Here is a 21,948-nt window from a genome sequence, read left to right as displayed (position 1 = left end):
GCGTTAGCCTGCGATGCCGTCGAGCTCGTTCAGGCTTAAGGCGAGGGCGAGGTTTTGCACCGCCTGCACCGCGGCGCCTTTCAAGAGGTTGTCGAGCGCACACACCATCACCGCATTCAGCCCGTCCGGCGACAGGGCGAACCCGCCGATCACCGCGCCCGGCCCGTTGGCGCCGTCGATGATCTCCGGGATGGACTGGGAGATGCGTAGAAGCGGCTCGCCGTCATAGGCCTTGTGGAACGCAGCGCGCAGGCCGGTCTCGTCCATGGGCTTTTTCAGCGTCAATTGGGCGGTGACGCTCAGTCCGCGGAAAAAAGCGGCCACATGGGGGGAGAAGCGCACGTCCGCGCCCAGATGGCGGGCCATCTCCTGCTCGTGCAGATGGCCGCTCAAGCCATAGGGCATGAGATTGTCCTTGAGCGCCGAGGTGTCGTTCTTGCGGCTGGGGCTGGTGCCGGCGCCGGAATAGCCCGAGACGCCGAACAGATGGGCGGCGCCTTTCAGTTTTTTGCGGACCGGATGGACGCAGAGCTGGCCGGCGGTGGCGTAGCAGCCCGGATTGGAGATGCGGGTGGCGCCCGCCAGCGCCTTGCGGCCGTAAAGCTCCGGCAGGCCGTAGGTCCAGCCATCGTCAAATCGATAGTCCGCCGAAAGATCGACGATCACGGTCTCCGGCGTCGCGGCGTCCAGAGCCGCCACATAGGCCGCCGCCTCGCCGTTGGGCATGGCGAGAATCACCGCGTCGGCGCCGCGCGACGCGATCTCTTCCGGGGTCAGGGCTTCGAACAGCAGGCCCGAGGGGCCGTCCGGCGCCAGGCTGGTGACCGGCTCGCCGGCCATGCCCCGCGACACCGCGAAGTCCAGCGCCATATCGGTGCGCCGGCCCAGAATGGCGATCAGCTCGCGCCCGGTATGGCCGCGCGCGCCCACAAGACCGATGCGTTTCATCACGACTCCTTAAGGGTCGGTGCCAGGCCTGCAATCTGCTCCATCATGGCCGGCATGCGCGACAGATCGGTTTCGCCGCGCTGGAACACCGTCCAGCGGCCAATCTTCACCGCGCCGTCACAGGCGTTGAAATAAAACTCATTGACCGGGTTGTCGCTGCGCGAGCGCCAGTAAAGGCGCGGCGCGTAGGCGATCAGGCGCTTCCACACCGCCCCGCCCAGGCCCTCTCCGCGGGCCTCGTCCAGCACCGCGAACTTGTCCAGATACACCGCGCCGTCCAACCGCGCGGTGATCGCGGCGGCCCGGTAATTCTCGGTGACGAAGGCGTGGTCGAAGTCCAGCTGGTCGAAATAGCCCGGCACCGGCTCGCGCCCGAAGCTCTCCTTGATCAGCGCGGCGGCGCGCGCCTGGTCGAGATCGGCCTTGCGGTCAATGTCCAGCATGCGCTCGCCCCGGCGCACCAGCGTGCCGGCGCCGGCGTGGGTGAAAAGCTCCTTGGCCAGCTGGTCGGGCCGCGTGATGGACACCGAACTCGACAGCGGCAGATCATCCAGCAGGCGCTTGATCTCCTGAAGCTTCAGCCGCATCCCGCCCGACACCCAGTCGGCGGCGAAGAGCTCGTCCTGATCGGTGGCCAGATTGATGGAGGAGATCGCCTGGCCCTTCACGTCCAGAAGCGCGCCGGTCCCGGTGAGAAACACGATCTTGTAGGGCTGCAGCGCATGGACCAGCGCGCGCACCGCGCTGTCGGCGTTGACGTTCACCAGCTTGCCGTCGGCGGTGTCGCCCAGGCATCCAAGGATCGGCGCCTGGCCGGCGCGCGCGGCGGCGGCGACCTGTCCCAAGCGCACCCGTGTGGGCTCGCCCACGCGGCCCAGCTGGGCCTCGTCGATAAGCTCGGCTTCAAATACGCCCGACGGCACGGCGGCGGCGCGGCCGCCGGCGTCGCGCACGGCCTGCACCAGCTTCAGATTGGTGGCGGTGAGGGTGTCGCGCACCACGCCCATGGCGGCGTCCGGGGTTATGCGAAGCCCGTCGCGGCGTTGTTCAGGAAAGCCGGCGGCCTCCAATGCGGTGTTCAGCTGTGGTCCGCCGCCATGGACCACGACCGGCGCCAGACCCACCGATTGCAGGAAGGCGAGGGCGGCCGCCAGCGCGTCCAGCTGCTCCTCGATGATCGCGCCGCCGACTTTCACGACCGCGAAGCGTTCCTGATCCAGCTGCGCGAACCGGTTGAGGTATTCGCGGATCTCCTTGCCGTCGCGCATGTTGGAGAGCAGCTGCACGATGGCCGCGCGCACGGGGGCGCGCTCAGGCGCCTTTTCGGGCGTAGGCCTGCCGGTCAAGGGCCTGTCTGGCACGGTCATGCCGGTCATGGGGCGGCGTCCTGGACCAGGCGCTCCATGATCGCTTTCTGGACATGGAGCCGGTTCTCCGCCTCCTCAATCCCCATGAAGGCGGGGGAATCCACCACTGCGTCGGACATCTTCACATTCCGGCGCATGGGCAGGCAGTGGCTCGCGACGGCGTTGTCGGTGAGCGCCATCTTGGCCTCGTCCACCATAAATCCGGCGCCCTTGGCCCGGTAGGCGGTCTCGCCGCCCCAATTACCGTAGAACGGCAGCGCGCCCCAGCTTTTGGCGTACACGGCGTGGGCGCCGCCATAGGCTTCCTCCACATCGGTGGTGACGGTGAAGTGGGATCCCGCCTCTGCACAGAAGCGCGTGGCCGCGCTCATATAGCGCTCGTCCAGGCGGTAGACTTCGTCGGGGATGAGCAGCCGCACATTCATGCCGAATTTCGACGCGATCAGCAGCGCTGAATTGGCCACCGCCGTGTTCAGCGGCTTGGGGTGGGGCACCCAGGTGAGGAGAAAATCCTTGCCCTGAACATCACCCATCCGATCCTGAAGCGCCATCATGTGGGCGAGTTCCTGACAAGGGTGAACGATGGTCTCCATATTGATCACCGGCACGGTCGCGTATTTGGCGTAGGCGGTGATCAGCGGATCCTCGCGCTCGGCCTTCCAGTCCTGGAATTTGGGGAAGCAGCGAATGGCGATCAGGTCGGCGTAGCGCGACAGAACGCGGGCGGCCTCCTTCACGTGCTCTTCGGGCTCGCCGTCCATCACCACGCCGTCGTCAAACTCCACCGGCCAGGTCTGGCCGCGCGCGTCCAGGATCACCGCATGGCCGCCCAGCTGGTGCACGCCGATATCAAAGCTGGATCGCGTGCGCAGGCTGGGATTGAAAAACATCAGCGCCACCGACTTGCCCTTCAGCGCATCGCCCTGCGGGCTTTCGCGAAACTCGCGCGCGCGATCGATCATCCCTTGCAGATCACTGCGGGACCAGTCTTCGGTGGAGAGGAAATGTCGCATGGCGGCGATCCTGTCTGTGCGGCCTGCAGCGTCAATACTTGCGAACCGCGCCAGGCGCAAACTCGCCGGCAGCTCGCCCATTTGCTGATTGCGGAGGTTGCATATTAGGTTATATTTACCTCAGGATGTATTTAATCCGGGGGAGAGACCCATGGCCGAAACACCGATCTATTCCGTAGACTCAAGTTCGATCAACACCTGGCTCAACAAGAAGAACCCGCCGTCGCTGGGCGTGTCCGCCACCGGGCTCACCCGCACAGGCGGCTGGACCAACGCCCGGCTGGCCCCGCGCGTCTACGTCACCCCGCCCGAAGACGGGGTGCAGGAGTTCGATTTTCACGCCGATGCACCGTCGGGGATGGTGATCCAGGCCCTGATGCCGATCGCCGGCATGGGCGGCCTGGATCCGGCGCCGGACTGGCTGCGCGGCGTGCGGGTCATCGCCGAGACCAACGAGGCGGAGCTCTTGTTCGGCCCGGCGCTCGCCGGCGAGGCGCTGCACGCCTTCGCCATGGAGCCCGAACAGGGCGAGCCGGGGCCCGAACGGCGCGCCGCCGAAGCGGATGCGAGCTTTCTGGGGTCCATTGAGCCGGCCGCAGCGCTCTTCTCAGCCGCCGGCGCGCAATGCACCGACATCACGCTGCTGTCCATAGACGGCATCCCGGAATACAAGCAGGAGATGAGGACTGTCTGTGTGGCGTGGCTCTTTGGCAAATGCGTCGCCAAAACCGACCTGCCGCAGTATTTCAGGCGCAACTCAAAAATCATCGCCTACGCGCAGGTCTGCCACCCTTCGCTGAATGACCTGCTTGGTGATGTGAGGGACTGCCTGAAGCAGGCCGTTGGAGCCGGCGTTCTGGCTGGTGTGTTCACCGGCAACCCGGGCGCCGTGGCGCCTGCGCTGAAGGCTTATCTTATCGCTTGTCTGAAAGTGAAGACCGGCAAGGCGCTCGACGATCTCGAGCTGTCGGTGGGCACGCGGAAGGAGGCCGGCGGCTGGACCCCTTACTGATGCCGTACTGATGAACGCCTTAAAGCGCACCGGCGCCGGCCTCGTCGCGAGCCGGCGCCGAGGGTGTGATCCCGTCCGGCGCCCCACCCATAAACCCGTCCAGCGCGTCGATCAGGCGCGAATCGCGCTCATACACGTCGTGAATGAAGCGCACTTCGCCCATCCGGCCCGTAACGGCTGTAAAATACAGAATGTGCACGGGGATTTCGTTTTCCAGGCGAACCCGCCGCGTCCGCCCTTCTTCAAATGCGGCGCGCACCTCAGCCGGGCTCCAGCCCTCGCCCTGCAGTACCCAGATCGCAAGCTCCCGGGGATCGCCAACGCGCACGCAGCCCGCAGAATCGTCGCGGCGCGACAGGGCGAAGCCGTCGCGGTGGGGCGTGTCGTGGATGTAGACATTGTGCCGGTTGGGAAACAGGAATTTCACCTCTCCCATGGCGTTGTTGGGCCCCGGCTGCTGGATCACGCGAAAGCGCCGTCCGGCCCAGTCCACGGTATAGGCGTTGACCCGCTCGCCGGTGTCCAGATCCACCAGGTGATAGCCCTGCGAATAGGCGTAGGCCGGATTGCTGCGGAAGGTGCGCACCCAGCGCGAGCCAAGCCCGCCCGGGGTGTACCACCAGGGATGAATCTCCACGATGCTCATGGAGTCTGAGAACACCGGAGTGGAGGCGTAGGTCGTGCCGATCTGGGTGTCGTGGACGCGTTCCACCCGGCCGCCGGACCACGCCTCCAGCCGGTAATCGGCGATGTTCACCCTTATATGGCGCTCTCCCAGCTCCGCCGGCAGCCAGCGCCAGCGCTCCAGATTGGCGCGCAGCTGTCCCGCGCGCCGGTCCGCCCCGGCGTTGAGCTCGGCGATGGTGGTGGATCCCGCGCGCCCGTCGGCGGCCAGATTGCGCCGCGCCTGAAAGCGCATGAGCGCGCTTTCCAGCGCCGCGTCGAAGGCTGCGCCCGGCCGGCCCGGATCGGCCAGCAGACCCAGCTCGTGCAGGCGCGCACGCACCGCGTCCACGCGCGGACCCTGATCATCGCGGCCAAGGGCGGGGCCCGGCGCGATGGGGCCGGGGGCGTCCGGCGCGGCGCCAAGGGCGATCAGCGCCGCGCGCAGCGCCTGATAATCAGGGTGCTGCGGGCTCAGGGCCTCAAGGCTTTCAAAGATCCCGAGCCCGTCGCGGGCGCGCGCATACCAGGCCATCAGGTCCTGATCGCGCACCGGAGTGGTCCAGTCGGGATCGAGCTGGCGCGGATCCACCCGGCCGAACGCGAGATCCTCGGCGTACTCAAACCAGGCCGCCCGCGCGGCCTCGTCGCGCTGACGCCCGCGCGCCATGGCGGCGAGAGCCCGCGGATCGGCGTAGTCGGCCGCATCAAGCCCGTGGGTCCACGCCTCCGACAGAGCATCGCCGAGATCTGCGATTTCGCTATCGCTCCACGGGGCCGACCAGACACGGATCTGCGCTGCGCCCGCGCCTGCGCCCGCCAGCCCGATGACAATCGCGAAAATGAACGCCGCAAGCGGCGCGGCTGTTCGCATGGACCTCTCCCCCATCCCGTCCCAGGAGCCGCGGTTCAGGAAAGTTAACAAAGCCCCCGCCGCTTGTGGAGCCGAAACCGACCGCCATGGCGTCGCTTCGGAGGGCGCTCGCAGTCTTGTGACTTGGCTGATGGGCACCGCGCGCCAATGTTAAGACCAAGCATTGAGAGGAAACCGCCATGCGTCTCGCCCTCACCGCAGCCCTGTCGGCCTGCGCGTTCACCACCGCCGCGTGCGCCCAGGACGCCGGCGATTACGTCCAGCCCGCCGGAGCCGAGGCGTCCCTTCCGGACGGGCTTGAGCAGGCCGTGTTCGCATCGGGCTGCTTCTGGTGCACCGAGGCTGATTTTGAAAAACTCGACGGTGTGGTCGAAGTGGTGTCCGGCTTTTCCGGCGGGCCGGAAGAAAATCCCGGCTATTATGAAGTGGTGCGCGGCGAGACCGGTCACACCGAGGCCGCTCGCGTGATCTATGATCCGGCGCAGGTGAGTTATGAGGCGCTGCTGGATCATTACTGGGTAAATGTCGATCCGTTCGACGGCCAGGGCCAGTTCTGCGATCGCGGGTCCAGCTATGCGCCCTTCATCTTCCCGGCCGGCGAGGCCCAGGCGCAAGCCGCGCGCGCCAGCCTCGCCGCGGTGGAGGCCCGGTTCGAGCGCTCGGTGGCCGTGGAGATCGAGCCGCTGGACATGTTCTGGCCGGCCGAGGCAAATCACCAGGATTACGCCGAAACGAACCCGATCCGCTATCAGCGTTATCGCTTCGGCTGCCGGCGCGATCAGCGCCTGCGTGACGTCTGGGGTGATGACGCGCTGTCGGGAGCGCCATAAGCCTCCCGGATCGCTTCCACCTGCGCCTCGTAGGCCGCGTCGCGGTCCAGCGGGTCATAGCCCTCGCCCACAAAGAAGCGGTAGACGCGCTCGCGTCCGCCGCCCAGCGCGATGCGGCTCTCGCCCGCCGGTTCAAAGCGCGCGAAATCGCGGGCCATGAGCGCGATCTCGTCGGGGCGTTCGGAGACGATCAGCACGGGGCCTTCAATCGTCTCCGGCAGCGGCCATTGGGCCTCGGCGAAATTATGGGCGCCGGCGTAGCGCATCCACATATAGAGCGGCGCGTCGAACGTCCCGTAGCGCTGCATCTGATGGAAATCATTGCGGTTATCAAAGGCGAGCGCCGCCGCGCCGGTCTCTTCGGCGACGCGCTCCACGGCTGCGGCGGTGGCGGGCCATTGGCGCACGCGCTTGTAAGCGTTGGCCAGGCCGGCCGAATCCGACAGCGGGGTGGAGGCGGCGAACGCCAGCAAGGCCAGCCCGGCGGTGACATGGAGCACCAGCGACGCGACAAGCGCGCCTCGGCGCCATTTGGGTCCGGCCAGCACGAACCAGGCCAGCAGGATCGTCCCCGCCCCGTAGGCGGACGCCGCCCAGTTGGCGTGGGCGCGGCTGATGAAGGCCTGCAGCGAGACGATCAGGATCGGCGGCACGGTGAACATCACCAGCATCAGGGCCGGGCGCGCGTCGTTCCAGCCGCGTGAACTGGTTTTGAGGGTATGCACAACAGCCATCACCAGAAAGACCAGCGAGATCGGTCCGAAGACGCCGAGCTGTCCCACAAGGAAGTCGATCAGCTCATCAAAGTTGAACAGATCGCCGGCCCAGTTGGCGTTGGCGGCGGTGTGGCTGACCGTGGCGAAATCATTGGCGGCGTTCCAGGCGAGATTGCCCGACAGGAGCGCCACCACCACCGCGCCGGCGGCTGCGCCCTGCACCGAAAGGAGGGCGCGGCGCGAAGGCGCGTCCACCAGCACCGACAGGGCGGCGCCCACCAGAAGATAGATCGCGGCGTATTTGGCGAGGAACGCCCAGCCCACCGCCAGGCCCAGGCCAAGCGCGTGGGGCCAGCTTGTCCCCTCGCGCAGGCGCGCCAGGCAGTAAAGGCTCGCCGCCCAGCCGGTCATCAGCACCGCGTCGGTGGAGATGATCTGGCTGGAGAGCCACACCCCCGGCATCACCGCCCACAGAATCGCCGCCAGCACGCCGGTGCGCGTATCAAAAAGACGCGCCGCCGCGAGGCCCAGGAATCCGGCGGTGGCGGCATGAAGAAACGGCGCGGCCAGGCGCACGCCCCAGTCGGCGTTTCCGAACACGGCCGTGGTGGCCGCGATCACCCAGGCGATCAGAGGCGGCTTGGAGAAATAACCCCAGTCCAGCTCGCGCGACCACAGCCAGTACTGGGTCTCGTCGGCGTGAAGGCTGTTGGGGTCGAAGACCATGGCCACGACGCGCAAAACGACGAGCGCGCCGATCACAAGGATGGCTGCACGCGGCGTCAGCAGGCGACCCGCAAGATCGCGATGGACAAGTGGCTCGGACATCGCCCGCCTTGTGGCGCCCGCTCCGGCGGTTTGTCAAAGCAAAGCCGCCGACGTGAACGCCGGATCGAAACGCAGATGATCGCCGAATTGAAGGATTCCCATGGCGCAGCTGAGAGGCGCGCCCGAAGGAACGGGCGCTGCGCCGCCGGCTGTTGCGAAAAAGCCACGCGGCTTGGTGGAGTGTCGCTGAACCCGGCTGCGCGGGAACCCGATTATCAACGCGGCGCGCCTCTATCGAGCGCCTCGCAGATCGAATCAGAAGACGAGTCTTCATGCCCCGGCTGAAACTTAACCCGCCAGGGACTCTCCGCTCCCGGACGGAGCGAGCGCAGGGCTGCAATTAATCTGTCACATACCCGTCACCGAACCGTCAGCCCCGGCGGGTAATCGCCCGGTGTAACGCGGCGGCGTGGGGCTTCCGCGACCATTCCGGTCGATTATGGGGAACACTCCTAAGATGGCGATCTTCAAGAAACTCAGCTACGGCGCTTCGGCGGCTGCGCTCCTGGCGCTGGCTCCGATTGCGGCGGTTCACGCTCAGGTCACTTCGGCGGCGCTTCGCGGCGAAGTGGTCGACGCTTCCGGTCAGCCGATCTCCGGCGCCACCGTCACCGTGATCCACGTGGATTCCGGCACTGCTTCGCGGGCCGTGACCAACGAAACCGGTTCGTTCTTCCAGGGCGGTCTCCGCGTCGGCGGTCCGTTCTCGGTGCTTGTCACTGCGCCCGGCTTCGACGGTGAAGCCATTGACGGCGTCAGCCTGCGGCCGGGCTCCAATGCTCCGCTGAGCATCCGCCTCGACGCGCAAGCGACCGACATCATCGTCGTCACCGGTCAGGCGATCAACACCACCGACCTGAACAACGGCGTCGGCTCCAACTTCTCCGCCCGCGACATCGCCAACCAGCCGTCGGCCAATCGCGACGTCATCGCGACCCTGGTCCGCGACCCGCTGGCGTTCTCCTCCGGCGAAGGCCAGCTCTTTGTCGCCGGTACGAACCCGCGCTTCAACGGCCTCGCCATCGACGGCTCGCTGCAGCAGGACGATTTCGGCCTCGGCTCGAACACCTACGCCACCGAGCGTTCGCCGATCTCCCTCGACGCGGTCGAATCCGCCTCGCTGAGCGTGTCCGACTACTCCGTCACCGCTTCGGGCTTCACCGGCGGCCTGGTGAACATCACCACCCGCTCGGGCACGAACGAGTTTGATGGCAGCGCGTACTACTACTACCAGGACGAGAACTTCTTCGGCGACGAGACCGACGGGACTGCGGTCACCGTGGCTCCCTTCGACGAGAAAGAATACGGCTTCACGCTCGGCGGCCCGATCATCGAAGACCGTCTGTTCTTCTTCGTGTCCTATGACGAGTATGAGTCCGGGTCCGGCTTCAACTTCGTTCCCGACGACCAAAACGACGATATCGATCCGGGCTTCTACGGCGCCTTCAACGATTTCGTGCAGGCCGAGCTCGGCTTCGACATGGGCGGACGTCCCGCCGTCGGCGCGCTACCGGTGACCTCCGAGCGCCTTCTCGCCAAGGTCGACTGGAACATCAACGACCAGCACCGCGCCTCGTTCACCTACCAGTCCACCGAAGAGGGCGGCACCAGCACCAGCCGTCAGAACTTCCAGACCGCCTGGTACGACATTCCGGTGGAGCTGACCGCCTATACCGGCCAGCTCTTCTCCGACTGGACCGATAATTTCTCCACCACGCTGCGCTTCAACTCCAAGGAATTCTCCCGCGGCCAGAACTGCCGCGCCGGTTCCGACCAGCCGCACCTGGAATTCCGCCTGTCGCCGAACGATCTGGCGGGCTCCCAGTTCGCCGGCCTGATCGGCGGGTCGTCGGGCAGCGACGAGTTCTTCGTGGGCGGCTGCGACCGTTTCCGTCACGCCAACGTGTTTGAAGACGAACGCCTTCAGCTGTTCGCCTCGGGCGACTACACCCTGGGAGACCACCTGATCACCGCCGGCCTGGAGTATGAAGACTACTCGCTCTTCAACCTCTTCGTCTCCTCGGCGAACGGTCGTTTCATCTTCAATAATCTGGACGATATCCGCAACGGCACGGCGCGGGTCGAGTACCAGAACGCCCCGTCCAACAACGTCAATGACGGCGCTGCGGCCTGGGGCCTGGAGAAGTTCACCCTCTTCGCCCAGGACACCTGGCAGATCCGCAACGATCTCGAGCTCGGCTTCGGCTTCCGCTGGGAGTTCTTCCGCCAGGACGACACGCCGCCGTTCGACCCGGTCGTTGACGGCCTCTACGGCGCCGACACGTCGGGCCAGAACCTGAACGGCAAAGACCTGTTCATGCCGCGCTTGAGCTTCCGCTACGAGCCGAGCGACCGGACCACGGTCACCGGCGGCCTCGGCATCTTCGCCGGCGGCGAGCCGAAAGTGTGGATCTCCAACGCCTTCACGCCGGCCCTCGGTTTCGCCTCGGGCAACAATCTGAATGTCGCTGGCGGCTTCAACGTGCCCCAGACGCTGCTTACCAATGTCGGCGGTCAGTCAGGCCAGATCATCGACTCCATCGCCGAAGGCTTCGAGATCCCGTCCGATCTCAAAGCCTCGCTGCGGGTCGATCACGAGCTGAACCTCGACCGCTTCGGTCTTGGTGACGGCTACCTTCTGTCGGCCCAGTACCTCTACACGCAGGCGCAGGACGCCTTCCTGTGGCGCAACCTGGCCCAGACCAACCTCGCCGCGGCGCTGCCCACGGGCGTCGCTCCGGACGGCCGTCCGATCTACGCCGACCTTCAGGCGCTCGGCATCCGCAACCTGACCCAGCTGACCAATGAAGACGGCTCGGAAGGCCATGTCTTCTCGCTCAGCGCTCAGAAAGACTACGACAACGGCTTCGGCTTCTACGCCGCCTACGCCTATCAGGACGTGGAGTGGGTGTCGGAAGGCAGCTCGTCGCGCGGCATCTCCAGCTGGCGTGGAACGTCGGCCATCGATCGCAACTTCCCTGAAGTGCGCACCTCGTTCTGGGAAATCGAGCACGCCTTCAAGCTCGGCCTGTCCTACGAGCGTGATTTCATCAGCGACCTGACCTCGCGCGTCGACGTCTTCGCCGAAATCCGGTCGGGCGTTCCGTACTTCCTGTCGTACGACATCAACAACAACAACTCGCTGTTCGGCCGCGCCGGTCAGGGCGAGGGTCCGTTCGACAACAACCCGATCTACGTTCCGACCCGCGGCGGCGACGCCAATGTCGTGTTCGCGACGGGCTTCGACGTGAACCGCTTCTACGATCAGGTTGCTCGCGCGGGCGCCTCGGAAGGCCAGATCATGCCGGCTTACAGCGCCAACTCGGCCTGGAACCAGCAGTGGGACATGCGCTTCAGCCAGGAACTTCCGGGCATCCCGGGGGTCTCCCGCTTCGTGGGTGACAACAACTTCCAGCTTGTCCTGGACGTGATCAACTTCCCGAACCTGCTCAACTCTGACTGGGGTGTTCAGACCAACGGTCCCAGCAACGGCCAGGCCGCCATCGTGGACGCCGACCTGGTTCGCGCCGCGGACGTCGCCGCTCTTGGCGTCGACAACGCTCCGGCTCTGGAAGGCGACTCCATGCGCACCGCTTGCCAAACGGCCGGCGCTTGCGTGTACCGCTATAACGAGTTCGATCAGAACGACATCGACAGCGTCAGCAACTTCAGCTCGCTGTATCAGATCCGCATCGGCCTGCGTTACGAGTTCTAGACGACCCGTAACCGTCCGATTGGACAGCATTGGGGGCGGCTCTTCGGAGCCGCCCCTTTTTTTGCGCGAGCCCCGGCCTGAGCGCTTGCGGTCCGCGATGAGAGGCAGTCGCGACTTTGGCCCCAATACGACTCACGCGCGGCGCAGGCCTTCGGGGGGGAGGCGGTTTTTCAGGACCGGCGTACCCCCCAACTTCTGTTGCCATTCGGCAACGCCCCTGGCTGACCTGCGCCTCCGCGCTGCTGCAGCGGGAAGCGATTATCAACCGGGCGACTCCCGATTCTTACGTACACGATAGATTTTTCGACCGCCGCTCGGCCGCATACATAAAGAAAATAAAGAATATTCAGATCATCTGCCCCCGGATTTCCTTCGTGTTGGAGCGTTATTTTTTCGTCATTTACCCGTCACCGAACCGTCAGTCCGGACCACTAAGCGCCGCTTAACGCGGAGGCATGGGGCCGCCGCATGACCTGCGATCGATTGAGGGGGACTTCCCACCATGACCATCTTCACCAAGCTCAGCTACGGCGCCTCCATCGCCGCGTTGATGGCGCTGGCGCCCGTCGCCGCCGTCGAAGCCCAACAGACCTCGGCGTCTGTGCGCGGCTCCATCACCGACGGCTCCGGCGCTGCGCTGGATGGGGCGAGCGTCACGCTCATCCACACGCCCACCGCATCGGTGAGCACGGCGACGACCAATCAGGGCGGTACGTTCTCGCAATCCAATCTGCGCGTCGGCGGCCCGTACCGGATCACGGTTGAGCGGGCCGGCTTCGAGCCTGAGATTCTCGAGGACATTTACCTCCAGCCCGGCTCCCAGAACCCGCTGCGCATCACCCTGCGCACGGAAACCCAGACCGACACCATCATGGTGCGCGGTCAGCGCCTGGACAGCCTATCGATCGACAACGGCGTCGGTTCGGTGTTTTCCGCCCGCGAACTGGCGAGCCAGCCTTCGCTCAACCGCGACTTCACCGACGTGCTCGCCCGCGACCCGTTGGTGAGCTCCAATGGCGGCGGCGAGCTCAATATCGGCGGCCTCTCCTCCAAGCTGAACAGCCTGACCGTGGACGGGATCGCGGTGCAGGAAGAATTCGGCATCAACTCAAGCGGCGTCTTCCCGTCCCAGCGCCCTCCGATCGACATTGACGCCATCGAGGCGGTTTCGGTGTCCGTGGCCGACTTCTCGGTGCTGAACTCCGGCTTCCAGGGCGGCCTGGTGAACGTCGTCACCAAGTCGGGCACGAACGAGTTCGACGGCGTGCTGGGCTTTTACACCACCGACGATTCCATGGTCGGCGAGAACGCTTTCGGCCGTGAAATCGACTCCGGCGACTTCTCTGAAGAGGAAGTGTCCATCAATATCGGCGGCCCGATCATCCGTGACCGTCTGTTCTTCTTCGTCAATTATTCCGAGTTCCAGCGCGAAACCCCGCTGAACTTCAATTTCGGCGACACCGATCCGGAAATCTTCAACATCGTCCGCGACTTGTCCCAGGACGTGTTCGGCTATGATCCCGGTGAAAAGGGCTCGGTCAACGCCGCCAACCAGACCGATCGCCTGCTGACCAAGTTCGACTGGGTGATCACCGACAACCACCGCGCCACCTTCACCTATCTGAACCTGGAAGAGACCCAGGTCGGCAGCTTCGGCACGTTCGACCTGCCCAGCGCCGCGCGCACTGAAGACCTGTCCACCAACCAGTATTCCGGCGAGCTGTTTTCCGACTGGACGGACAATTTCTCCACCATCGTCCGCGTCGGCCTGAAGAAGACCGACTTCACCCGCACCCCGATCGGCCAGGCCGGCGGCGCTGCGGGCTCGAACTTCTCGGCCATCCAGATCCGTGACATCGCGGCGGACGATCCGTACTTCGCGGCCAACGGCCTCGACGGCGCCGCCCTCGTCGGATCCTCGCCGATTTCGATCAATCTGGGTCCGGACCGGTTCGACCAGGCCAATGCGATCAATGACGAGCTGTTCACCCTCTACGCCCAGGGCGACTACGTGCTCGGCGACCACACGATCTCGGTCGGCGGTCAGTGGGAAGACTACTCGGTCCAGAACGTGTTCGTGCCCGGCTCCGCCGGCGTGGCGACCGTGGAGGGTCTGCAGACCTTCGCCGACGGCTTCGTGAACGAATACTTCGTCGACCTGCCGGAAAGCGGCGATGTGGCTGACGCCATCACGAGCCTGGAATACAAGCTGCTCTCGCTTTTCGTGCAGGACAGCTGGACGGTCACGCCGTCCCTGGAGCTCACCGGCGGCGTCCGCTACGAGCGCTTCATCCAGGACGGCCAGGCGCCCGAGCGTCTGCCCGTGACCATCAACGGCGTGACCACCTCGTTCCAGGACGCGTACGGCATCTCCGGCCGCGACACCCTGGACGGCGCCGACATCTTCCTCCCGCGCTTCGGGTTCAACTATTCGGTCAATGACGACCTCACGATCCGCGGCGGCTTCGGCCTCTACGCCGGCGGCAACCCGCAGGTTCTGCTGGCCAACCAGTTCGTGCCGAACACCTTCCGCGGCTCGCTGGACGATATCGCCAACTTCAACGGCAGTCAGATTCCGCAGTCGGCTCTCGACCAGATCGCCGACGCTGCGGCCAACGCCAATGGCGACGCGGTGCCGGCGTTCGGCGTGTTCGATCCGGACTTTGAGATCCCCTCCCAGCTGCGCTTCGCGCTGGCGGCGGATTACAGCCTGGACCTGACCCGTTACGGCCTCGGCGACGACTACCGCATCACCCTGCAGGCGCTGCGAAGCGAGGCGAACAACGCCGCGCTTCAGCAGAACCTCCTGTGGTCGGGGCTTCGTGACGACATCCCGCAGACCGGCGTCGCGCCCGACGGGCGTCCGATCTACGCCAATATCGACGCTCTCGGCATCGCCGGTGCGCCGATTCTTTTGACCAACACGGATGAAGGCTTCGCCACCCAGTTCTCGGCGCGTGTGGCCAAGAGCTACGATTTCGGCGTCACCTTCGACGTGGCCTACACCTGGCAGGAAGTCGAAGCGGTCAACGATCTCGGCTCCAGCCGGGCGGTCTCCAACTTCCGCGGCCAGTCAGGCCCGGATCGCCAGAACGGATCGGCCATCCCGGTGGCCAGCGCGTCGGAGCACGCCTTCAATGTGTTCCTGCGCTATGAGAACGACTTCGTCCGCGACCTGACCTCAAGCTTCACGCTCTTCGGCCGGATCGATTCGGGCCGTCCGATCAGCTACGGCATGCGGTCGTTCAACCACCTCTTCGGCAACCCGGCCGATGGTGAATTCGCGTACGGAAACAACGATCCGCTCTACGTGCCGACGATCAACGCGGCCGGCGACGGGTTCGACGATCCCAACGCGACCTTCGCCGACGCCGATGTGGAAGCCGATCTGCTGGAGTTCATCGAGGCCCGCGGTCTTGAGGGCTATCAGGGCGACTTCGTCCAGCCGGGCGAAGACCGCAGCGCCTGGACCCAGCGTTGGGACTTCGGCTTCGAGCAGGAGCTTCCAGGCATTCCGGGAGCCGCGCGCTACGTGGGCGACAACAATCTGAAGCTCACCGTCGACATCCAGAATGTCCTGAACCTGATCAGCGACGACTGGGGTCAGCGTCTGAACGGTCCGAGCAACGCCGGCGTAACCGCGGCGCGGGTGAACCTCGTCGACACCGCCACCGGCAACACGCTGCGCGGGAACGCCGGCGAGCCGGTCTGCGGCGTCGATACGAGCTGCGTGTATGACTACCAGTTCCTGGAGACCGACGCCTCGGGTGAGGACATCATCTCCGAGAACTTCTCCGCCAGCGTCTGGCGCGCCCGCATCGGCATCCGCTACGAATTCTAGAACCGTATGCGGATCACCGATCAGGTGACGTGAAAAGAGGGGCGGTCCGGCGAACGCCGGGCCGCCCTTTCTTTACATGAAATCAAAGAGAAGCACCCGGGCCCGGTGTCGCGAAACCGTCAAGCCGGCGCGATAGACTCCGGGCTCTGCGACACGAAGGGGCGAGCGGCATGACACATTTTTCACCGGTCTCACGGCGATTCATTCTCGGTTCTGCGGCCGCCGGCGCTGCGGCCTCGCTCGCGTCGGGCTGCCGGGTCGCAGGCCTTGAAGGCGCCAGCCCGGTCTTCCGCCCAATCCGCTGGATCCCGACGGCGGCATGGCGCAAGAGCCGGTGGATGTCGCCTGGGAGCTCGCCGAGGACGAGGCGTTCACCACCGGGCTGCGCTCGGGCGTGGAGCGCGCCTTGCCGGGCCACGGCCACAGTGTCCACGTCGAGATCCACGGCCTGCCGGCGGGCCGGACCTGGTTTTACCGCTTCCACGCCGGCGGGGTCACAAGCCCGGTGGGCCGCGCCAGGACCGCGCCGGCCTATGGCGCGGGTCTGGACGCCATGAAGATCGCCTGGGCCACCTGCGCCCATTACGAGCAGGGCTTCTTCCACGCCTATCGCGACATGGCCGCCGAAGAGGTCGACCTGATCATCCACACCGGCGACTATATCTACGAATCAAGCTGGGGCCCGCAGGTGCGCCGCCACGTGGTTCCCGAGCCCTACACGCTTGAAGACTACCGGATGGTCCATGCGCTCTACCGCCTCGACCCCGATCTTCAGGCGGCCGCGGCCATCGCGCCCTGGCTGGTGACCTGGGACGATCACGAGGTGGATAATGACTATGCCGGTGACGTTTCCGAAGAGCCGGGCGTCAGCCTTGAGGCCTTCCGCGCCCGGCGGCTGGCGTCCTATCAGTCGTATTGGGAGAACATGCCGCTGCGCCGCCGCTCCATGCTTGAGCGCGCCTCGGGCCGCATGCGCATCTGGGGTCAGAGCGTGTTCGGCGAGCTCGCCGAGATCAACATGACCGACGGGCGCCAGTTCAAGACGCCCATGGCCTGCCCGACGCCGGAAGATCGCGGCGGCAATCTGATCGCGCGCGACTGCGCCGAGCGTCTGGACCCCGCGCGCACCTATCTGGGCGAGGCGCAGGAGCGCTGGCTGCGGTCCTCCTTCGCCCGCTCCGGCGCGGCGTGGAGCATCCTGGTCCAGCCCACGCTGTTCTCGCAGTTTCACGGAACGAACCCGGAGACCGGCGCGCCCAACGCCTGGTCGGACGGCTGGGACGGCTATCCGGCGGCGCGCCAGCGCTTGATCGACATGTTCGCCTCGCGCGAGGACGCTGATCCGATCGTTCTGGGCGGGGACACGCATTGCTACTGGGTAGCTGAGGTGAAGACCGATTACGACGATCCGGCCAGCCCCAGCGTCGCCTCGGAATTCGTCACCACAGCCGTCACCAGCCACCACACCAATCACGACGCCTTTGCGCAGACCGCCGCGAATTTCCCGCACATCAAGCATTTTGATGCGCGCGAGCGCGGCTACGGCCTCATGGACCTCACAAAGGAGCGCGCCCTCATCTCCCTGCGCACTGTGGGCGAGGTGAAGCGCCGCGACGGCTATACGCCTGCAAACCAGAAGCAATTCGTAGTCGAGCGTGGCGCCCGCCGCCCGGTGGAGGTTTAGGAAAAAAGGAAAGCCCCGCCAGGACGAGAGCCGGGCGGGGCGTCAGGCGGCGTCGCGAGGGGTGCGAGCCGAAGGGGTTTATTCCGCGTGTCCGGCGGCGTGAGCCGCAGCGCCTTCGGCGGCGACGGCGGAGATGTAATCGTTGCGCGCCTTGTTGGCGTCGATTTCGCGGGCCACCCGCTCATCATCATCCTGCAAGCTCTGCGGGTCGACGTCGGCGTAGTGCAGCACGCCCATGTCTTCATAGCATTTGCGGATTTTCGGGCCCCACAGGCCGATATCCTTGACGATGGGCACGATGCGCTGGAACAGCATGGTGCGGTACATCTTCACGATCTCGGAGTTCTGGGCGTAGTCGTCGCAGGCCTTCGCCGGCAGGCCCAGCATTTCGTAGACGACGGTGCCGCGCGTCATGCGGTCGCGCATGAGATAGCAGGCCTCTACAAGGAACTCCTCGCGCTCGTCGCGCTCTTTCTGGGTGAGCTGGGGGTAGTAGTCGCGCAGGCTGATCCGGCCGAAGGCCACGTGGCGGCTTTCATCCTCCATGACATAGGCGTTCACCTGGCGCGCCAGCGGGTTCTGGGCGATGTCGCGGATCGTGCCGAAGGCGGCCAGCGCCAGACCTTCGATCACCACCTGCATGGCCAGATAGGTCACGTCCCAGCGGCTGTCGCTCAAGGCCTGATTGATCAGCACCTGCAGCGGATCGGTCATGGGATAGGCGACGCCGAACTTGGTGAGGAGGTTTCGATAGGCCTCCACATGGCGGGCCTCGTCCATCACCTGGGTGGCGGCGTAGAATTTGGAATCAAGATCCGGCACCGCCTGGACGATTTTCGAGGCGGCCAGAAGCGCGCCCTGCTCGCCCTGGAGAAACTGGGAGATGTTCCAGGCCTGGGTGTGGCGGCGCAGATCGGCCTTTTCCTTCGGCGTCATCTTCGCCCAGATGTCGGAGCCCCAGATGGGAACCGCCTCGTCGGGCATCTCCATGGGGTTTTCCGGGTCCAGCTCCAGCTCCCAGTCGATGCGCTTGAGCGCATCCCACTGCATGTCCTTACCCTTCTGGTAGAGGTGCATCAGCGTGGTGCGGCCCTCGTCGAAGCGCCAGTCGAACACCGTGTCGAACGCGTTGGGCACATGCCAGTGTTTGTCGATGTCGGGCATGGGGTAAAGATCGCGCAGCGCGGTCATGGCTGTCCTCCACAAAGGTGTGCGGAAGGCCCAATGCGCGCCCCTGGGAGTGCGGGCGCGCCGGCCCGCCGCGCCGGCCCGCTTCTTTTGATGAAGTCGTGAACGGCGTTCACAAAATAGGATGAGCGATAAAGGGGGGCTTTGGCAACCCCTTCGCGGCCCTGTGCGCGGGTGTGGTCGAAGGGTCGGACGCGCCGCGCGCCGTCAGGCGTTCTGGAAATCCTGGCCGGCCTGTTCAGAGCTGATCTCGTCGCCGCGCTGAACCGCCTCGTTCTCCTGCTGCACGATGCGCAGGATCCGGGCGATGAATTCCTGGTTCCAGGCGCCGCGCTCGGCGGCTTCATCCTTGGACGGCGCAAAGGCTTCGATATCGGCGCGGGTGATGACGTCCTTGGTCTCCAGAAGCCGCTCCACCGTGTCCAGTCGCTGGCGCATGACGCTCACCTCCTGGGCCAGCGCCATGACGATGGTGAGGACGCGCTCGGAGTCCTTGTCTTCCAGAAACCAGGGGCGCTTGCCGCGGGCCTTTTCGCCGGCCTGGGCCAGGGGGTCGAACGCCATTACGCGGCCTCCGCTTGCTTTTTCGCGCCGATGACGTGCCAGGCGGCCTTGCGCCCGTAATCCTCGACGGTGTCGTCGGCGGTTCTGGGGAAAAGCGTGGCGTCCACCACCGCCGCGACGCCGCCATGGATCACGCCGTCCTTCTTGAAGCCGGCCTTGATCATGAGATCATCCAGATCGATCTCGTGCATGGTCGTCCAGAAAGGCTCGTTATTGTAGAAGGCGTCCCAGTCGCGGATGCACTGCTCATAGAGCGGCATATCATCTGTGTACTGAGGCTGCTCCACATGGAGGACGATTCCGCCGGGCTTCAGCACGCGCCGGGTCTCGGCGAAGATGCGCTCCATGGCGGTTTTGCTGGTCTCGTGCAGGAACATGGTGGTCTGCACCCAGTCGAAGCTCTCATCCTCAAAACGCGAGAGGTCCTCGGCGTCGGCCTGGATGAAGCGGACATTGCCGATCCCGAGAGCCTTGGCGCGCGCCAGGCCGTAGCGCAGCATGGGTCCGCCTGCGTCCACGCCCACCACGTCGGCGTCGGGGAAGGCCTGCGCCAGCGGCAGGACGTTGTGGCCCAGTCCACAGCCCAGATCGAGGATCGCCCTGGGCGCAAACCCCGGTAAATTCTCCTTCACCCATTGGGCCACAGCCTGGCCGCCGCCGTCATTGAACCGGCCCAGCGCCCCGCCGGTGGTGGCGAACAGGCCGCAATCGTAATTGGCCGGGCCGGTCACGTCGCCGGGCGCAAGCTCGGTGTGATAGCTGCCGGGCATGCAGTGATGGTCCACAGCCGTGAGATAGCGCGGCACGTCAAAGCCGGGCGTCAGCTCCAGCCGGTCATCACCCTCGGTGAGTGCGAGAGCCTTGGCGTTCAGGGCCTCAGCCTGGCGCAGCGTCACCCAGCGGCCCGCCTGCTGGCGCTGCTCCATGGTGGCGCGGCGAAGCGCGGACCAGATCTGGAAGGCGGGGTCTTTGAGGAGCGCCTTGCGCACCTCGTTGCGGTGCGTGAACGCGCCGTTGTCTTTGTTAAAGGCCGGCTCCACGCGCTGTTCAAACGCGGTCTTCACGCCGGGCAACACCTTGCTCGCCAGATGGCGGTTCATGTGCGCCAGGAAATTGAAGCGCTCGGCCTCGTCATGGCTGACTTGTGGAAACAGGCCATGCCGGCCCACCAGGCGATAGTCCGGCGGCCCGTCATAGGCGCGGGACGCGGCCGTTATGGCGGCGGCTTTATCGTCGGGCATGGCGCACATCTCCTCAACACTCGGGGTCGCGCGATCGGCGGCCTTATGGCTTTTTAACGCCTGCGGGCTTGGCAAGGCGTCTATTTTCAAATGATATACCATTTGTAGCGCGCCAACGCCAAGCCGCGTTCAGCGCCGTGCGCCGCAATGACGCGGCGCGACGCACAAGATGGGAGGAGCCGACCGCCATGACCACCCGTATCGTCGCCCTGTTCAATTTAAAGCCTGGCGTCAGCGCCGCCGACTATGAGGCCTGGGCCAGGGCCACCGACATCCCCACCGTCAACGGGCTGGCTTCGGTGGATAAATTCGAAGTGTTCAAGTCCGTCGGCGTGCTCGGCTCCGACGCCGAGCCGCCCTACGCCTATGTGGAGATCATCGACGTGAACGATATGGGCGGGTTCGGAGGCGAGGTCGCAACCGAAACCATGCAGAAAATCGCCGGCGAATTTCAGGCCATGGCCGACGATCTGGTGTTCATCCTGACCGACAAGCTGGGCTAGCGAGACACCCGCCAGACACTCGAAGGAGGCGCGAATGGCGCGATTTTCCGGCAAGGCAGCCGTCATCACAGGCTCGGGCCGCAAGGGCGGCCTCGGCGAAGCCATCGCGAAAACGCTCGCCGGTGAAGGCGCTGCGGTGGTGATCTCCGATATCGGCGCGGCGGCTGATCCGTCAACGCCGGACGAACATATCGGCGCCACCGATGAGATGGAGAGAATCGCCGAAGAGATCCGCAGCGCCGGCGGAAGAGCCAGCACCAAGGTTTGCGATGTGCGCGATCTCTCGCAGATGCGCGCGCTGGCCGCGCACGCGGTGTCAGAGCACGGCTCTCTGGACATCTGGGTGAACAATGCCGGCATCGGCTATATCATGAAGCCGCTGCTGGACGTCACCGAAGAGGACTGGCGCGCGGTGATCGACGTCAATCTCACCGGCTGCTTCTTCGGCATCAAGGCCGCGGCAGAAGTGATGGTGAAGGCGGGGACTGGCGGGCGGATCATCAATATCGCCAGCCAGGCCGCCAAATCCGGCTTTCCCCACGCCCAGGCCTATACGTCTTCAAAGCACGGGCTTGTGGGCCTTGTGCGCTCGGCGGCGGTGGAGCTGGGCGAGCACAAGATCACCGTCAACAATGTTTGCCCCAACCATGTCACCACCGGGCTCGGCGCCTGGCAGAACGAGTATTTCGCCAAGGTCGTCGGCGCCGAAAGCGTCGAGGCGTATCTTAAAGCCATGGCGAACCGCATCCCCATGAAGCGCCCCGGCAAGGCGAGCGACACCGCCAACGCGGTGGCGTTCCTGGCCAGCGACGAGGCCGAATACATCACCGCGGAAAGCATGAACGTCTCCGGCGGCGAGGAGCCGCATTAGACAGTGACGCCACAAAAAAATTGAATTCCCGGCCAAGCGCGAAGCGCGCCGAGCCGGGACCTTTCTCAAGCAAGGCGTCAATCGGGACGA

General features: G+C 65.4%; 14 protein-coding genes and 2 pseudogenes. 7 read left to right on the top strand and 9 right to left on the bottom strand.

Going from position 1 to position 21,948, the window contains the following annotated elements; genetic code table 11:
* Positions 1-3: 3 nt before the first annotated feature.
* From argC to ACWCOP_RS12675, 3 genes are read right to left on the bottom strand one after another with little or no spacing between them, the layout of a single operon-like run.
* Positions 4-948, bottom strand: a complete 945-nt coding sequence (gene argC, locus ACWCOP_RS12685) for an N-acetyl-gamma-glutamyl-phosphate reductase (protein WP_478248655.1) — start codon at positions 946-948, stop codon at positions 4-6.
* Positions 948-2,315, bottom strand: coding sequence for an acetylglutamate kinase (locus ACWCOP_RS12680; RefSeq protein WP_478250688.1), 1,368 nt, complete (start codon positions 2,313-2,315; stop codon positions 948-950). The genes argC and ACWCOP_RS12680 overlap by 1 nt, the downstream gene beginning before the upstream one ends.
* A 5-nt stretch (positions 2,316-2,320) precedes the next feature.
* Positions 2,321-3,328 carry an N-acetylornithine carbamoyltransferase gene (locus ACWCOP_RS12675; protein WP_478248654.1) on the bottom strand — a complete coding sequence of 336 codons (1,008 nt, stop codon included), beginning with the start codon at positions 3,326-3,328 and terminating at the stop codon, positions 2,321-2,323.
* A 151-nt stretch (positions 3,329-3,479) separates the two neighbouring features.
* Here ACWCOP_RS12675 and ACWCOP_RS12670 point away from each other — a divergent pair, with 151 nt between their 5' ends.
* Entirely contained in the window at positions 3,480-4,340 is an 861-nt protein-coding gene (locus ACWCOP_RS12670; protein ID WP_478248653.1) for a hypothetical protein, read from the top strand.
* Here the strand turns inward: ACWCOP_RS12670 and ACWCOP_RS12665 are convergent.
* Positions 4,334-4,414, bottom strand: a pseudogene (locus ACWCOP_RS12665) (hypothetical protein); the annotation flags it as partial. The gene ACWCOP_RS12670 and the pseudogene ACWCOP_RS12665 overlap by 7 nt on opposite strands.
* A gap of 266 nt (positions 4,415-4,680) precedes the next feature.
* Positions 4,681-5,877 (bottom strand): annotated as a pseudogene (locus tag ACWCOP_RS12660) (L,D-transpeptidase scaffold domain-containing protein); the annotation flags it as partial.
* 179 nt (positions 5,878-6,056) lie between these two features.
* On the opposite strand from ACWCOP_RS12660, the gene msrA reads away from it, so the two are divergent.
* A complete protein-coding gene (gene msrA / locus ACWCOP_RS12655) occupies positions 6,057-6,707 on the top strand; it encodes a peptide-methionine (S)-S-oxide reductase MsrA (protein WP_478248652.1) in 651 nt (216 codons plus the stop codon).
* Here msrA and ACWCOP_RS12650 read toward each other — a convergent pair.
* Positions 6,656-8,251 carry an ArnT family glycosyltransferase gene (locus ACWCOP_RS12650; protein ID WP_478248651.1) on the bottom strand — a complete coding sequence of 532 codons (1,596 nt, stop codon included), beginning with the start codon at positions 8,249-8,251 and terminating at the stop codon, positions 6,656-6,658. The genes msrA and ACWCOP_RS12650 overlap by 52 nt on opposite strands.
* 457 nt (positions 8,252-8,708) lie before the next feature.
* On the opposite strand from ACWCOP_RS12650, the gene ACWCOP_RS12645 reads away from it, so the two are divergent.
* The 3 genes from ACWCOP_RS12645 to ACWCOP_RS12635 all read left to right on the top strand — a co-directional run bounded on the left by ACWCOP_RS12645 (position 8,709) and on the right by ACWCOP_RS12635 (position 17,491).
* Positions 8,709-11,966 (top strand): TonB-dependent receptor, encoded by a 3,258-nt coding sequence (locus tag ACWCOP_RS12645; RefSeq protein ID WP_478248650.1) that lies wholly within the window; start codon positions 8,709-8,711, stop codon positions 11,964-11,966.
* 502 nt (positions 11,967-12,468) lie between these two features.
* Positions 12,469-15,807 carry a TonB-dependent receptor gene (locus ACWCOP_RS12640; RefSeq protein ID WP_478248649.1) on the top strand — a complete coding sequence of 1,113 codons (3,339 nt, stop codon included), beginning with the start codon at positions 12,469-12,471 and terminating at the stop codon, positions 15,805-15,807.
* Between the two features lie 319 nt (positions 15,808-16,126).
* A complete protein-coding gene (locus ACWCOP_RS12635; RefSeq protein ID WP_478248648.1) occupies positions 16,127-17,491 on the top strand; it encodes an alkaline phosphatase D family protein in 1,365 nt (454 codons plus the stop codon).
* 78 nt (positions 17,492-17,569) lie between these two features.
* Here the strand turns inward: ACWCOP_RS12635 and ACWCOP_RS12630 are convergent, their stop codons facing one another.
* The 3 genes from ACWCOP_RS12630 to ACWCOP_RS12620 form a co-directional block, all read right to left on the bottom strand.
* Positions 17,570-18,682 (bottom strand): ferritin-like domain-containing protein, encoded by a 1,113-nt coding sequence (locus ACWCOP_RS12630; protein ID WP_478248647.1) that lies wholly within the window; start codon positions 18,680-18,682, stop codon positions 17,570-17,572.
* A 204-nt stretch (positions 18,683-18,886) separates the two neighbouring features.
* Entirely contained in the window at positions 18,887-19,243 is a 357-nt protein-coding gene (locus ACWCOP_RS12625; protein WP_478248646.1) for a hypothetical protein, read from the bottom strand.
* On the bottom strand, positions 19,243-20,484 hold the full coding sequence (locus tag ACWCOP_RS12620) for a class I SAM-dependent methyltransferase (protein WP_478248645.1): 1,242 nt from the start codon (positions 20,482-20,484) through the stop codon (positions 19,243-19,245). The genes ACWCOP_RS12625 and ACWCOP_RS12620 overlap by 1 nt, the downstream gene beginning before the upstream one ends.
* A 188-nt stretch (positions 20,485-20,672) precedes the next feature.
* On the opposite strand from ACWCOP_RS12620, the gene ACWCOP_RS12615 reads away from it, so the two are divergent.
* Positions 20,673-20,987 (top strand): REDY-like protein HapK, encoded by a 315-nt coding sequence (locus ACWCOP_RS12615; RefSeq protein WP_478248644.1) that lies wholly within the window; start codon positions 20,673-20,675, stop codon positions 20,985-20,987.
* A 34-nt stretch (positions 20,988-21,021) separates the two neighbouring features.
* The gene (locus ACWCOP_RS12610) at positions 21,022-21,858 is read left to right on the top strand and encodes an SDR family NAD(P)-dependent oxidoreductase (protein ID WP_478248643.1); all 837 of its coding nucleotides are present in this window, start codon (positions 21,022-21,024) and stop codon (positions 21,856-21,858) included.
* Positions 21,859-21,948 lie beyond the last annotated feature (90 nt).

The sequence above is a fragment of the Apolloniradiicaulis salifontis genome (assembly GCF_053756655.1).
This window is presented reverse-complemented; position numbering and strand designations above follow the sequence as displayed.